This window comes from Spirosoma oryzicola (assembly GCF_021233055.1).
GTDB classification, from domain to species: Bacteria; Bacteroidota; Bacteroidia; order Cytophagales; family Spirosomataceae; genus Spirosoma; species Spirosoma oryzicola.
On record NZ_CP089538.1, the window covers coordinates 3,436,042 to 3,449,960 of the forward strand.

A 13,919-nucleotide genomic window follows, 5' to 3' on the forward strand; every position below is an offset into this window, starting at 1 on the left:
AAAAAGCTCTTTTCAACAACGCTCAACTCGTACTTTATGAAACTCAGTCAGATAAACAGTCGCTTGCAGGAAATTCTTGCCAACATGGGTGTCAACTTTATGGCACTTACCGATCAGGCCGATTTCACGCGGGATCTCGGCCTCGACTCGTTGGATGTTACGGACTTGTTGGTTCAGGTCGAAATCACATTTAGTATTCGCATCCCGGATGAAGACTGGTGGAATCTAAAAACCCTCGGTCAATTACGAGAATACCTCACTCACGAAGTCATGTTTGATTAGTCGCTCTGACAGGCTTATTCCTTGTTTTCATCGATATCGTCTGGAAAACCGCTCAAACTCGTCCATTAACCGTGATTAGACAAAGTGTCCTGCTTTGTTTACTGGCTCAATCCGACTTTAGCCGATCCGTAAACTCCGTTGGCATCCGTTGCGGAGTCGAAAGGTTACCTCGCGCTCACGCAAACGCCCGGAAATTTGATTTGTTTAGTCAGTTATAGTCAGCATTACCAATTCCATCTGACTTGGCTGAAACAACTACCCCACTAGATCCATCGGCAATTCCACGAAAGAAAGTCCATAAATCATGCGATACCTAATTCATCTTTCTCCGTCTTAAAACAGCATTCAGTCCAGCACGAATGCGACATCTGACATAAGATACATTCGCTAGCTAAGTAATCAGGAAATGACTATTCGCATGATTGTTGATAAGGACGAGTTAAATTTCAACGGCTCGTTTTCGTTAACCAAAAAAACGCTTACTCTTCATCAAGTAACGGCCCTTGAATCAAAACTCTTTTTGCTAGAACACTGCTTTCGTCGGGCCGAATCGGAGAATTCCTATTCAATCAATCTGAAAGAAGTCAAGAACTTGCATATTAATCCGGTTAGCCTGAATCCCATCGATGAAGGCAATATCGCTGCTCAGGCAATCCTCGCGTAGCTACCGAGCAGAGCCAGGACCGGACGCTATCAGTATCCTGCCAAGTTTACCATAGCATGGGAAAGTAGACCTGAAATGTGGTACCTTGTTTCGGTGTACTGACAGCAGTAATGGCTCCCCCGTGATTGATTGCCACTTTTTCGCAGATGGCCAATCCGATTCCCGTTCCTGGATATTGGCTTTTGCTGTGCAGTCGTTGGAAAACCTGAAAAATGCGATCCAGATACTTCTCATCAAAACCAATTCCATTGTCAGCAACATCGATGCGGGTGTAAGCGGACGCCATCCGAGTCGGTCTTGCCAACGAAGACATTTCCAGAGCGGATACCGTTTGAGCGCTGATCTGAATGTGGGGCGTCCGATCAACCTGGCGAAACTTAAGCGCGTTGCTCACTAAGTTCTGAAACAGCTGGCCTAGTTGCGATTTGTCGCCCATGATCGTTGGTAATGGCCCGACTTCTATGACGGCCCCTGTTTCCTGGATGGTCAGCTCTAAATCCGTCAGCACCATTTTAAGCACGCTGTTCAACGATACCGGCGCAGAGGCATCCTGGCGAGTCGAAATCCGGGAAAAGGCAAGCAGATCTTTGATGAGCAGCGACATTCGATTAGCCCCGAACTGCATCCGTTCCAGGTAAGCAGTCCCATCACCGAGTTGATCCGTGTATTTATTTTTCAGCAAATCCCCGAAAGACTGGATTTTTCGTAAAGGCTCCTGCAAGTCATGCGAAGCAATGTAGGCGAACTGTTGCAGGTTGTCATTAGAGCGCTGCAAATCCTGGATAGACGCCTGTAATTGCTCGGTGCGCTGCTGAACCTGCTGGTCTAGTTCAGCCGACAACTGACGATACCGCTGTTCGCTGGCTTCCAGTGCCCGGCTTGCCCGAATCAGATCGGTTACTTCGGTGCACACTTCCAGCACGCCTGCGATGGTATCCCCTTCGTAATAAGGAGCGAATGTAATGTTGAAATACCCCGTTTCCAGCTGTCCATCTCGTGTTACGGGTACCTCTACAGCCCAGCCGTAAGTAGATTTCCCGGTTTTATATACCTCACGAAACTGGTCGGCCACCGACTGTCCATCCAGTTCAGGCAGAGCCGTAAGTAAGGGTTGGCCCACAATGTCCGTATCCCGATCCAGCAACGCGAGCATGGCCTGATTGATCAACTCAATTACGAGTTGATCCCCTTTCACAAGCATCATAGCGACTGGAGCCTGCTGCACCAGACTGCTCAGGCGGTTTTCAGCCTGCCGACGCGACTGCGAAATCGCGACCTGCGCCCGAATCTTTGTTAATAGTTCTTTGGCCGAAAAGGGTTTTACCAAATAATCGTCAGCACCTGCTTCGAGTCCGTCGATTCTGGCTTCCTGTCCGGCCCGCGCCGACAGGAAAACCAAAGGAATATGTGTCGTAGCGGGGTTGTCTTTGATCCGGCTCAGCAATTCTTTGCCATCCATCACCGGCATCATAATGTCACTCAGAATCAACTGCGGCACATAATTCGTCAGCTGCGCCAGTGCGTCGGCCCCGTTGACCGCCGTCCGAACGGTGAAATAAGGAGTAAGCAGGCGTACCAGATAAGCCCGCATGTCCGCATTATCGTCAACGACCAAAATCCGTATAGACTTATCTACCTCTTCGTCCTCGGCTGGCAATTCCGATTGCGATACGGGTGATTCTGTGCTGGTCATCATGGTACTGGCCTCCTGAATAAAACTATCGGCCAGTTTGGTCAACCCTTTTTGGTGCTTTTCTTCAATGATCTGACTGGGAAGCAGATGGGTTTTTCCTAAGGGAATACGTACGGTGAATGTACTTCCCTTGCCCTCTGCACTATTTACCGAGATTACGCCGTGGTGCAGACGGACCAACTCGCTAACCAACGAGAGGCCAATACCGGTGCCCTCGTGCGTCCGACCACCCGCATTTTCTACCCGGTGAAACCGTTCGAACATGTGCGGAATTTCGCGCTCAGGAATGCCGACTCCGGTGTCGATAACAGTCAGTACAACGGTGTCCTGTTCCTGTCTCAGTTGAATTGTTATCGCCCCTTGCAAGGTGTACTTAAACGCGTTTGAAAGCAGGTTGAGTACAATTTTTTCCCACATTTCCGCATCAACATACGCGACGGACGTGAGAGGCTGACAGTCGACTACAAAGCTCAGACCCGCTTTTTCAATGAGGGAACGGAAACTACTGGCCAGGTCCGTAGTCAGACCGACCAGATCGAGGGGGCGATAGCTGGCTTTTACGCGTCCTGCTTCAATCCGACTGAAATCCAGCAGGTTATTCACAAGCTTGAGCAGACGAAGCGCGTTCCGGTGCGTTGATTCAACCGGTTCTTTGTAGGCGGATGCCTGGAACGATGCATCCTGCAAAAGCTCCTCCAGCGGACCAAGAATCAGCGTTAATGGCGTCCGAAACTCGTGACTGATATTGCTAAAGAAAGCCGTTTTCGCCTGATCGATAGCAGCGAGTGCCTCGGCCCTTTTTTGTTCTTCCTGATAGGCATATACGTTCGAAAACGCCGTATTGATCGTATTACCCAGCAGTTCATAAAAGTTCAAATAGTCGATATCGAGCTCCCGTCGTGGACTAACCCCAGCGATCAGAAAACCGAACGGCTCGGCCTTATTTGAAATGTAAATGGGTAAGACAACCGCAGTATGAGTGGGTTCCGGGTAAGGACCTCCCTCTAAAACGCCTAAACTGTTATTCAGCTCATTGATAATAAGCGTCTTGGGCCATTCAGCTATCCAGTTTGTAGCCGCAACATCGAGTTGTTGGGACGTGGGGGCACTCGACAAGCCCGCTGCCTGAACAAGCGTTCCTACCGTTCCTCCGTTCTGAAACTCGTAGAATAACAGGAAAGGTAAGTCGAGAGCTGCGTCTGACTGCGTAGCTGTTATATTACTATAGATCTCCTCATTGGTTTTTACCTGCCCGGTTGCCGCAGCAATGTCACGTAAAGCCTGCGTCCGACGAGCGCTAAGCATCTTGTCGGTCGTTTCGGTAATCGGGTGGAAAATCCCTCCTACTTCCCCGGATTCATCGCGAATCGGAGCGAACGAGAAGGTCATGAAGGCTTCTTCGAGATAGCCATTCCGATCCAAAAACATCCGCTGGTCTTTGATGTAGGTTCCTTCTCCCTGCTGCCCACGGGTGAATGCATCGCCAACGACGGGCAAAGCTGTTTCCCAACAGATACGGAAGTTCTGCCCCATCGATTCCGGATGTTTGGCCCCACAAATCGGACGGTAGCTATCGTTGTAAATCTGGATCGTTTCGGGACCCCAGGCAATAAGGATGGGGAATGTTGAGGAAAGACACAAGCTAACGGAAGTACGTAGGCTTTGTGGCCAGGAAGAAACGGGTCCCAGGGGTGTTTGCGACCAGTCCATTGAACGGATCAACTTTCCCATTTCACCGCCACCGCCTAGAAACTGCTCCGTTGATTCGGTCTTATTCACTGTCGGTTTTCTAGTATTTGCTCGTAGTATGTCGATAATTCATTTTATACAGGTTGGTCTAATACGCTAGTTTGATCCGATCGATCCTAGGCTATACGAAGTAACACAATACCGTTGCGCGCCTTACAAGCAAGTAAATAAACAAGTATAAAGGGCTTAAAAGTACTACTTTATGCGGACAATACGTACTCGCTTCACTTGTCAACACCCCGCTCAGTCAGGATACCGATTGACGATATCCTGACACAAGTGTAAAGCACTGTTGCTCAATTACAACTAAAATTCTACTTTTTCCAGGCCAACTGATTCACTTTTCGGCCAATAGAATAGCCCATCCGCAACCCTTCTTCGCAGTCCATACGATAGTGTACGCCCAGAAGCACGCGCGAGTAAGCATTTTCCTGAGCCATTTCGTAAAAGCTGTTGTAGCTTCGTGGCGTCCCGTTAAATTCGGTACGTCCCTCGTGACAATGATCAGTCATAGCGTAGGTAGCGCCGTATATGTCCGTTAAAACTTCGGCAGCTACGGCCCCAAAGCACGAATGGCCGGAAGGGTAAGCCGGAAACGGTGGCGTAATACCTTCCAGAATCGTGATCGGATTATTTAATCGGGTTCGCCAGGTCGGATCAATCGTCCGGCGGATATAAGTAATAGGCCGTTCGATATTGTATACGTATTTCGAATTCCAGCAGGCTACCCCAATATCGCTAAGACCGATCCCTACTTTAGCGTACGTATACACAGCTTTTTCTAAAGACGCCCGTTCCTCACGCACAACCTGCTGCGCAATGGCCAGCCAGCGCCCGGCCGGTTCAAACGTCAGCTTATAAATGTCGTCACTCCAAAACTCGCCAATCCACTGCTGTTCCTTGGACAGGGGCGTTGTGGCCGAATAGATTTCGAGTCCCTGGGCAAATAAAGTCGAGGTTACGTTGGTACTGTACGCCAATGGAGGCTTCGCCAGTTTGTCAGCATCACTCGCAACAAACGTTCTTACTTTACCCCAGTAAGGCAATAAAGCCCGGCTGTAATCAGGAGCCGTGGGAAGCCATTTGCCAACACCTGCCGGGGGAACATAATCGCTAGGCTGATTGCGTAGATAAGCTGCATCGCCCGCAACATCGGTTTTAGCATAAGCAAGTACCGCTGTCGCTACAGCCTGACCGAATTGCTTTGACCGGTCAAGTTCGTCGGGAGTACCAACGGCATTCGTCAGCAGGCTTTTGTACAGATTCTCTATCTTTGCTTTGTCGACATCGGTAATATGGGGAAAGAACCCTTTCATCGTCAGATAGTAAACTTCATTCAACGCTATATCCCACCGGTACGATTTTCCTGCGTCAATTGTAGGTACCGACAAACCAGGAAGTTTGGTGGCTATAGACTGATAGGTAGCCGACGCGGGAACGATGGTTTCGTAAGCCGCCAGACCGATATAACCCAAGGTTCGAGCCGCAACGGGTGGCCGATAGCCAGGCGCATACTGCTCAATTTTTAAGAATAAATCCATCCACTGAAGGGCTACCGACGCATCGACTGTTGACGCATCAGCGCTGGGCTTTATCACCTCATTACGGGGTTGACAAGCCCAGAGCAAGCCACCCAAAACAACACCAACTACATAGCCGATGTACCTTTTGGCGTACCGGTTCAGAAAACGGCCATAAAAATTACTCATACGGTTTTAGTAAATACAAGTTCGATGGTTTGACTTTTACGCACATATAGACTGCCTGCCAACGAGTTTAACTCGTGAAACACAGCCCCATTACGTCAAACAGCAAAGCCACAGTAGACAATCTGTTTCTACCTACTGAAGCAGTAGCCAGCCAGTTGACGAAAAACCACAAGAAGTTTGATCAGATTACCCGCTCGGGAGGGAGCGAATAGGTTGGCTCAGAGCGAGTCGAGTACATAAAGGGGGCAATGGAAATTGCCGTAGATTCCCGCCAGGAGAAGTTCAAAAAATAGAGTACAATGCGGGAACCCGGAGAATATTCCTTAAGCAACAACTTGAGTAACTGACTGGCCTTACGGTTCGTTTCTGGTCCAGTCGATAAATGCGGATTCAGAAATGTCAGTAGATCATCCTGCCAGAACGAATGATTATCCGATTCTAATCCAGCAATGTACAGCGTATCATTGTTTAACGCTAAGCTGACAACAGCGTAGTATTGCCCGTGGTGAGTAAACCCCTGCTGGGTAATGCGAGTAAGTACGGTCTGATCCGTTGAATCTGACAAGGGTACGTAAAACTCGACAAGGCTGTCTACCGACCGATAAACCGACAAGCGTTTCGATAAGTCATTCTCTTGCTGCTTCCACGTCCCAACAGACGTGACGACATAAGCCAACACGTGCCAGAGCAGCAAAATAAAAAGACTTATCGAAACTACTTTTCTCACGCGCTGCAATTGTCACCGATTATACATTCATAGGCACACAAGAGCCGCAACAAAATCGATGCCATTTGCTAGCTGGATACCTGCTGCTTTTTTACAGAAGCGCATCCACTGAGTTCATTTATTTGCCTAACTCGTACACATCGTTGTAAAAACGCAGTTTCCCAGCCGCATCGACGTCAGCAATATTGTAAGTGATAAAAACGGGAAAGCGCTTGGGAATCGAGAGCGTCTGCGGCTTCTGATCGATCAGGCAACGGTTCATAAAACCAGCATCGAACGTTTCTTTACCGAGTACGAAGTTGGCCAATTCAACCGGTTTTTGTACCCGCACGCAGCCATGACTGCGCCAGCGGTCGTTGGTGACGGTAAAAATATCGCGGCCATTGGTATCGTGCAGGTAAATGGCTAATGGATTTTCCAGATCAAACTTAATCAGCCCCAGCGCGTTGTCACAGCCGGATGCCTGCCGGATACGATACGGGAAGTTCGTCTCGGAAAGGCTTTCCCAGTCCACCTCTTCAGGATCTACCACGCGGTTTCGGCTGTCGAGCACTTCCAGGTTTTGATTATACAGAAACGCTACATCTTTCTGAATCTTCGGCAGCATTTCTTTGGTGACAATGCTCTTTGGCACGTTCCAGTAAGGGTACGCCACGATATCCTTGATGTAGGTTGTCATGCACGGCGTGCGTTTGTCTTTTTTACCGGCAACCACCTTCATCGGTACAAACCGTTTTCCGCTCTGATCAAACACGTTTAACTCGCCAGCGGGTATATTTACAACCACAAACCGTTCGGGTTCAAAGCGGTTAATGTAGCGGTAAAAGTTCAGCGTCTGGCGGATCAACCGAAGCGAATCGGCAACCGCCGGATTTGTTTTGGCCAGATTACGCAACCGGTTATAATGACCTACTAACTGGTTGTAGGGAGCGAAGGACGTATTCCCCAACAATGATCGGAAAAATACGGTATCAGCTTTCCCAACCCACGACGAATCAATTGCTTCGGGAAGTCCGCTGAAAACGACCCGCGATGGTTTTTTCCCGTATCGAACTTCCATCATCAGTTGCGCGATCTTATCAGCAACCTCTTCTCGGGTAACCGACGGCGTAATTGCGTAGCGGCTCGTGTCAATCCCTACCGAATCGGCATATCGACAAATCTGATGAAGATTTTGCTTCGCCAAGCTCAGGTTGCGGATAGCCTGTTCACGATTGTTTGTTTCTTCACGCTTGCCCTTTTGCCAGGAGATCACCTCACGACCGACAAAAAACAAGACCACTAATCCGGCCAATACGGCCACGCCAATCCAAATTTTACGTGTATCCATTTTCGTTGAGTGTAGCTTTCTTTAAAAACTCGAAAACGTCCCTTTAGGTTATCGAGGGCGTTTGTTCGTTAACATAGAAAACGCCCTCGCCAGAGTATCTGATGAGGGCGTCCTACATTTCGTTAATCCTATTCGTTAACTATAGGGCGGCTTATCGATATCTGGTTTTGGATTCGGATTGCGGTTTGGGTGCATCATGTGCACGTTTGCAGCGGGCTCATCACCGTCCATATACTCATCTTCCAACGCATCGGGAGCAAGTTCTTCAGGGTCTATTTCGCTGCCCGGTCCGCTGGTTCCTTCGACGGATTGGTCACCCAAACCGGCGGGTGAAATAGCCTGTTTTGCGCGAATCAGATTTTCTTTGTCTTCACTTTCCATAACATCCTCCTTTCAGGGTTTTGTGGCTGTTGCTAACAGCCTCTTTTCATTGAGATAACCACCGGTTACTGATATTGTTCGGCTTGTCTATAAACACATAATCCGCTAACTCGACAGCCGAATCAGCGGATTATGCCTATTGTTAACGATATCAGCGGTTTATTTTCCGCCCTGAGCAGGCATCAATACCGTGTCTACCGAATGAACAATACCGTTGGTTGTTTCAATATCAGCGGCATTGACGGTGGCCGTATTGCCAGCTCCGTCGGTAATGGTTACCGTATCACCTTGTTTGCCCACGGTCAATGTACCGCCGGTTACCGTCTTAAGCTTCTGCCCGTCCTGTAGTTGACTGGAAGTCAGCTTGCCTTTCACGACATGATACGCGAGCAGCTTAGTCAGTTTTGCTTTTGCCGCTGGCTTCATCAGTTCATCGACCGTACCCGAGGGTAGTTTGCTGAACGCGTCGTTGGTCGGCGCAAAAACGGTGTATGGACCCTTACTACTCGCTTGTTCGGTTAAACCCGACACCCGCAACGCCCGGAACAGAATCGTGTGATCAGCCGATTTGGCTGCACTAATGGCTAAATCTTTCCCGGTCGACACACCCGATTTGAGGGCGCTTCCAGGCATACCCATGTTGCTTGCCGAAGCAGACTGAACCGCTGCATTTTGGTCTTGAGCCAGCGCCATTCCATTGGCTCCGATGAGTAGAGCGAAAGCAATCGCCCAGCCGAAACAAGGTTTCGTAGTCATAGTCGAGTATTGATGGTGAATAAACCTGACCTGTTCTACCGAACAAGTCCCAATGCCACACACACCGGTTTGAGGGAAACGAACTCCATCACCAAATATTTCGTAAGCGGTAGTTTATCGTTCTTAAAACGAGTTAAAGGACTTATACGGTAAAATTGATCAGCGAAGTTTCAGCCGGTTTACAGGGCCAGTTACTAATTATTGCCGACGACTAAAATATTTTAAAGGAGAAAAGCCAATTTTGCCTTTCGGTTGTTTCCTATCTTAAATCAACCGGTAACGCTTATTACCATGCAAATATCGAAACACAAAGTAGCCGCCATCCATTATACGCTCAGTGATGACGCGGGAAACGTCCTGGATTCGAGCCAGGGCAATGATCCGCTCTATTACCTTCATGGCAAGGGGAATCTCATTCCTGGTATGGAAGAAGGCTTGGAAGGAAAAGTAAAAGGCGATAAAGCAAAAATAGATGTAGCCCCCGAAAAAGGCTACGGCAAACGGAATCCTCAGCTTATTCAGGAAGTGCCCATCAAAGCTTTTGGTGGACAAAAAGTAGAAGTCGGGATGCAGTTTGAAACCAATCAGGGCGAACTCATCACGGTGACGAACGTAAGTCCAGACTCCGTTACGGTTGATGGGAACCACCCGCTGGCCGACCAGAATCTTCATTTTGATGTGGAAGTGATCGACGTTCGCGACGCCACTGACGAAGAGCTGGCTCATGGCCACGTTCACGGTCCAGGCGGCCATCATCACCATTAATCAGTAAGGTACTCGGTTTATGATGGGTTTAGGCACCGATTAAGAGCTGCCTGACTTGTCATAAACCGAATACGCCAAGCGGTTTATTTCGAAAAAACGCCTTTGGCTATCAGGTACGGGATCAGGAGCCAGAGCAGCCCTTTGATCAGAAAAAACAAGAAGCCCAGCCAACCAACGCGCTTAAGCCATACTTTAAACCGCTCATTCATGGCTGTCCTTTTTTCGACAAAGATAGTTACGATTCCAGTCATTATAGTCTGTTTCGTCAGCAAAGGTATCTGCCCAAAATATTCGTAATTTTGCGATTATGACGCAGATTGGCACGGATATTCACGTAGCAACCCAGTTTTTAGAAGCAGGCAATGTGGTTGGCATTCCAACCGAAACGGTTTACGGATTAGCCGGTAATGCCCTCAATCCCGACGCCGTACTGACCATTTTTCGGGTCAAGAACCGGCCAGCCTTCGACCCACTTATTGTGCATACCGACTCACTGATCAAGGTCGAACAGTTTGTTACCGACATTCCCGAACCGGCACGGTTGCTGGCGGAAACCTTTTGGCCAGGCCCGTTAACCCTGCTCCTGCCCCGCCACGACCGGATTCCGGATCTGGTCACGTCTGGCTTACCGACTGTTGCTGTCCGCATTCCTAATCATCCGCTTACGCTCGGTCTGCTCCGTTCGCTTGATTTTCCACTGGCGGCCCCGAGTGCCAATCCGTTTGGTTACATCAGTCCGACTACGGCTCAGCACGTTGCCGATCAGCTAGGCGATCAGGTACCGTACATTCTGGACGGAGGTCCGGCGAGTGTCGGATTGGAATCAACGATTATCGGCTTCGAAAACAACACCGCTACCGTATTTCGGCTGGGTGGCATGGCGCTGGAACAGATTGAGCGCGTTATTGGCCCGGTCGCGGTACGAACGCATTCGACCTCGAACCCCAAAGCACCCGGTATGCTGAGCAGTCATTATGCTCCGCGCAAACCGCTGGTGCTGCTGCAACCCGGCGAAACACCGCCATTCCACGATAAAGCGGGCGCATTGGTGTTTCGCGAACCGTTTGGTGGGATTCAGCCCGATCACCAACGCGTGCTATCGCCCACCGGCGATTTGAACGAAGCGGCTAAAAACCTGTTTGCCCACCTGCGTACTCTGGACAGTTTACCCGTAGAAATGATCTATGCCGAACCGCTTCCGAACCAGGGATTGGGCTGGGCGATGAACGACCGCCTTCGCCGGGCGGCTGTACAACCCTGATCTCCGGCGCTTATTTTTCGGAGCGGTCCAGTTCCAGGCTGCGGCCTTGTAGCCCACCCGTGTGAATAGCCACAACGGCTGCACCTTCGGGAAAAAAGCCTTGCCGAGCCAGGTCGTAAATGCCATACAGCATCTTTCCGGTGTAGACCTGTTCCAGTAGCACACCTGTCTTTCGTTCAAATTGCCGGATAAAGTAAAGCAGGTCGGGTGTTGTACGCGCATACCCCCCGAAGGCGTATTGATTATCCAGACGGAAATTTAGGTGGGTTTCTCTCTCAAAAGGCAATCGAAAGTCGGATGCGTTGAGCGCCAGAAACCCAACTACAGTTGTTTCGGATGGGGCCGATTGAACCAGTCCGCCGACCGTACCGCCCGTGCCAACCGAACAGCAAACGTAGTCGGGGCCATTTCCCAATTGAGCAATCAGTTCCGGCATGATTTCTGACGCACCGCGCATCGCCAACTCATTCGTTCCACCCTCAGGCAACACATAGCAGGGGCCAAAGCGATCTGTCAGGCTGAGCAGGTAATCGGGTTCCTCTTTCCGTCGGTACTCCGCACGACTGACAAACTGCACGTCCATACCGCACGATTCGCAGAACAGCAGCGTAGGATTTCGGGGTACATTGGCTAGCTCCTCCCCGCGTACAACACCAATCGTCTTGAATCCGAACACGTTTCCGGCAGCAGCGGTCGCGTACAAATGATTTGAATACGCTCCACCAAAGGTCAGCAAGGTGTCGAAGCCTTGCTTTCGCGCTTCGAGCAGGTTGTATTTTAGCTTACGCCATTTATTGCCCGATACCAGCGGATGCAGCAAGTCGTCACGTTTCAGCAGCAACCGAATACCAACGGGTTCAGGAAATGGGTCGGAAAGCAGTTGCACCGGCGAGTTACCAGCTAATTGCGACAGTTGCCGGGCAAGTTCGTCCATAATCCGTATTTTTGTGGGTTAATCGCCGGAGAGCAATACGCTTTACTCCCCGGCATGACTGCAAATCTGAGAAAATGGTAGCGGAAACGGAAGACGACTTACCCGAAGACGACGAATTATACGAACATCACCGCATTGTGGTTGATAAAGGCCAGAGTTTGTTGCGCATTGATCGGTTCTTGATGGATCGGCTACAGAATGCGACGCGTACCAAAATTCAGGCGGCTATCGACGTTGAATCGGTCCGCGTGAACGGTCGAATCACGAAGGCCAGCTACAAGATCAAACCGGCGGATGTCATTACGATCTCGTTGCCCCACCCGCCCCGCGACACCGATATTAAGCCGGAAAACATTCCGCTCAACATCGTTTTTGAAGATGACGAGCTGTTAGTCCTCAATAAACCGGCGGGTATGGTCGTACACCCTGCTCACGGCAACTGGGACGGTACGCTGGTCAACGCCCTGGTGTATCACTTTCAGAATCTCCCCACATCCCGGAATGGAAACATTAGACCCGGTTTGGTTCACCGCATCGACAAAGACACGTCGGGGCTAATGGTCATCGCCAAAACCGAATACGCCATGACTCACCTGGCCCGGCAATTTTTTGATCACAGCATCGAACGGACCTATAACGCACTCGTCTGGGGTCTGCCTAATCCAACCGACGGCACCATTACGGGTTACATTGGCCGGAGCGTGAAAGACCGCAAGGTACAGGTGATTTACGACGACGAAACCAAAGGCAAATGGGCTGTCACGCATTACAAGACGCTGGAACAATTGCAATACGTCGCACTGGTTCAGTGTAATCTGGAAACAGGTCGCACGCACCAGATCCGGGCGCACATGAAACACATCGGCCATCCGCTGTTTAACGACGCAATGTACGGGGGCGACCGCATTCTGCGGGGCAATCCGGTTGGCAGTTACAAAGCCTTTGTCGAGAATGGGTTTAAGTTGCTGCCCCGACAAGCCTTACACGCAAAGTCGCTTGGCTTCATTCACCCCCGCACCCACGAGTGGCTTCAGTTCACCTCCGAACTTCCCGACGATTTTCGGTCTGTACTCGATAAATGGCGGAAGAAAATGATGGTTGATGAAGACTGAGGCATTAACTTAGCGTGTTCACGCATTCTTAAAACAAGTACCCATCACCTTTCACGCACACTTCCTCCATGATTTCTATCCGCCCCGGCACCCGTGCCGACGTTCCGCAGGCTTTTGCCTTAGTTACCGAACTTGCCGTTTACGAATTAGCCGCTGATCAGGTCTCGAACACCGCCGAGCAGATGGCCGACGACGGTTTTGGCGCAAACCCGCTCTTCGGACTGCTTGTCGCCGAAGAATCTGAAAGTCAGAAAATCGTTGGTATCGCGTTGTATTATTTCCGGTACTCGACCTGGAAAGGCAAGCGGCTTTATCTGGAAGACATTATCGTTACCGAAGACTTCCGGGGGTACGGCATTGGGAAGCTGCTCTTAGACGCGACTATCGAGATGGCCCGCGAGACGCATTGTACCGGTATGATGTGGCAGGTTCTGGACTGGAATAAGCCCGCCATCGGTTTTTATCAGCAGTTCGGAACCCGGTTCGATGATGGATGGACCAACTGCCATCTGGATTTTTAGTCAATACGCATAAACCAGGGCGTATGGAGCCGGTT

At 50.0% G+C, this 13,919-nt stretch carries 14 protein-coding genes; 6 read left to right on the forward strand and 8 right to left on the reverse strand.

Translation table 11 applies throughout. The features are described 5' to 3' along the window. Positions 1–36 precede the first annotated feature (36 nt). On the forward strand, positions 37–282 hold the full coding sequence (locus LQ777_RS14575) for an acyl carrier protein (RefSeq protein WP_232558660.1): 246 nt from the start codon (positions 37–39) through the stop codon (positions 280–282). A 406-nt stretch (positions 283–688) separates the two neighbouring features. After that, positions 689–946 carry a hypothetical protein gene (locus tag LQ777_RS14580; RefSeq protein ID WP_232558661.1) on the forward strand — a complete coding sequence of 86 codons (258 nt, stop codon included), beginning with the start codon at positions 689–691 and terminating at the stop codon, positions 944–946. Positions 947–992: 46 nt separating this feature from the next. Here LQ777_RS14580 and LQ777_RS14585 read toward each other — a convergent pair whose 3' ends face one another. The 6 genes from LQ777_RS14585 to LQ777_RS14610 form a co-directional block, all read right to left on the reverse strand. Continuing rightward, positions 993–4,418 (reverse strand): ATP-binding response regulator, encoded by a 3,426-nt coding sequence (locus tag LQ777_RS14585; RefSeq protein WP_341871357.1) that lies wholly within the window; start codon positions 4,416–4,418, stop codon positions 993–995. A gap of 284 nt (positions 4,419–4,702) precedes the next feature. Continuing rightward, the gene (locus LQ777_RS14590) at positions 4,703–6,097 is read right to left on the reverse strand and encodes a vanadium-dependent haloperoxidase (RefSeq protein WP_232558662.1); all 1,395 of its coding nucleotides are present in this window, start codon (positions 6,095–6,097) and stop codon (positions 4,703–4,705) included. A gap of 181 nt (positions 6,098–6,278) precedes the next feature. Next, positions 6,279–6,824, reverse strand: coding sequence for a hypothetical protein (locus LQ777_RS14595; RefSeq protein ID WP_232558663.1), 546 nt, complete (start codon positions 6,822–6,824; stop codon positions 6,279–6,281). A 118-nt stretch (positions 6,825–6,942) separates the two neighbouring features. Beyond that, positions 6,943–8,154 carry a L,D-transpeptidase family protein gene (locus tag LQ777_RS14600; protein ID WP_232558664.1) on the reverse strand — a complete coding sequence of 404 codons (1,212 nt, stop codon included), beginning with the start codon at positions 8,152–8,154 and terminating at the stop codon, positions 6,943–6,945. A gap of 135 nt (positions 8,155–8,289) precedes the next feature. Continuing rightward, positions 8,290–8,535 carry a hypothetical protein gene (locus tag LQ777_RS14605; RefSeq protein ID WP_232558665.1) on the reverse strand — a complete coding sequence of 82 codons (246 nt, stop codon included), beginning with the start codon at positions 8,533–8,535 and terminating at the stop codon, positions 8,290–8,292. Between the two features lie 159 nt (positions 8,536–8,694). Then, positions 8,695–9,291: a fasciclin domain-containing protein gene (locus LQ777_RS14610; protein ID WP_232558666.1), complete on the reverse strand. Its 597-nt coding sequence runs from the start codon at positions 9,289–9,291 to the stop codon at positions 8,695–8,697. 291 nt (positions 9,292–9,582) lie between these two features. Here LQ777_RS14610 and LQ777_RS14615 point away from each other — a divergent pair, with 291 nt between their 5' ends. Then, positions 9,583–10,056, forward strand: a complete 474-nt coding sequence (locus tag LQ777_RS14615) for an FKBP-type peptidyl-prolyl cis-trans isomerase (protein WP_232558667.1) — start codon at positions 9,583–9,585, stop codon at positions 10,054–10,056. Between the two features lie 83 nt (positions 10,057–10,139). Here LQ777_RS14615 and LQ777_RS14620 read toward each other — a convergent pair whose 3' ends face one another. Then, positions 10,140–10,307, reverse strand: a complete 168-nt coding sequence (locus LQ777_RS14620) for a hypothetical protein (RefSeq protein ID WP_232562906.1) — start codon at positions 10,305–10,307, stop codon at positions 10,140–10,142. A gap of 56 nt (positions 10,308–10,363) precedes the next feature. Between LQ777_RS14620 and LQ777_RS14625 the strand changes: the two genes are divergently transcribed. Continuing rightward, positions 10,364–11,317, forward strand: a complete 954-nt coding sequence (locus LQ777_RS14625; protein WP_232558668.1) for an L-threonylcarbamoyladenylate synthase — start codon at positions 10,364–10,366, stop codon at positions 11,315–11,317. 10 nt (positions 11,318–11,327) lie between these two features. Here the strand turns inward: LQ777_RS14625 and LQ777_RS14630 are convergent, their stop codons facing one another. Beyond that, complete coding sequence (locus tag LQ777_RS14630) at positions 11,328–12,251, reverse strand: 1-aminocyclopropane-1-carboxylate deaminase/D-cysteine desulfhydrase (protein ID WP_232558669.1); 924 nt, start codon at positions 12,249–12,251, stop codon at positions 11,328–11,330. A 74-nt stretch (positions 12,252–12,325) separates the two neighbouring features. Between LQ777_RS14630 and LQ777_RS14635 the strand changes: the two genes are divergently transcribed. Then, entirely contained in the window at positions 12,326–13,363 is a 1,038-nt protein-coding gene (locus LQ777_RS14635; RefSeq protein WP_232558670.1) for an RluA family pseudouridine synthase, read from the forward strand. A gap of 68 nt (positions 13,364–13,431) precedes the next feature. Continuing rightward, positions 13,432–13,884: a GNAT family N-acetyltransferase gene (locus LQ777_RS14640; protein ID WP_232558671.1), complete on the forward strand. Its 453-nt coding sequence runs from the start codon at positions 13,432–13,434 to the stop codon at positions 13,882–13,884. The last annotated feature ends 35 nt before the right edge of the window (positions 13,885–13,919 follow it).

Excerpts from the sequence above, each read along its gene's own strand:
- LQ777_RS14580 (WP_232558661.1), top strand. The coding sequence starts at position 689 with ATGACTATTCGCATGATTGTTGATAAGGACGAGTTAAATTTCAACGGC.
- LQ777_RS14620 (WP_232562906.1), bottom strand. The coding sequence starts at position 10,307 with ATGACTGGAATCGTAACTATCTTTGTCGAAAAAAGGACAGCCATGAAT.
- LQ777_RS14575 (WP_232558660.1), top strand. The coding sequence starts at position 37 with ATGAAACTCAGTCAGATAAACAGTCGCTTGCAGGAAATTCTTGCCAAC.
- LQ777_RS14635 (WP_232558670.1), top strand. The coding sequence starts at position 12,326 with ATGGTAGCGGAAACGGAAGACGACTTACCCGAAGACGACGAATTATAC.
- LQ777_RS14630 (WP_232558669.1), bottom strand. The coding sequence starts at position 12,251 with ATGGACGAACTTGCCCGGCAACTGTCGCAATTAGCTGGTAACTCGCCG.
- LQ777_RS14610 (WP_232558666.1), bottom strand. The coding sequence starts at position 9,291 with ATGACTACGAAACCTTGTTTCGGCTGGGCGATTGCTTTCGCTCTACTC.
- LQ777_RS14600 (WP_232558664.1), bottom strand. The coding sequence starts at position 8,154 with ATGGATACACGTAAAATTTGGATTGGCGTGGCCGTATTGGCCGGATTA.
- LQ777_RS14605 (WP_232558665.1), bottom strand. The coding sequence starts at position 8,535 with ATGGAAAGTGAAGACAAAGAAAATCTGATTCGCGCAAAACAGGCTATT.
- LQ777_RS14625 (WP_232558668.1), top strand. The coding sequence starts at position 10,364 with ATGACGCAGATTGGCACGGATATTCACGTAGCAACCCAGTTTTTAGAA.
- LQ777_RS14590 (WP_232558662.1), bottom strand. The coding sequence starts at position 6,097 with ATGAGTAATTTTTATGGCCGTTTTCTGAACCGGTACGCCAAAAGGTAC.
- LQ777_RS14615 (WP_232558667.1), top strand. The coding sequence starts at position 9,583 with ATGCAAATATCGAAACACAAAGTAGCCGCCATCCATTATACGCTCAGT.
- LQ777_RS14640 (WP_232558671.1), top strand. The coding sequence starts at position 13,432 with ATGATTTCTATCCGCCCCGGCACCCGTGCCGACGTTCCGCAGGCTTTT.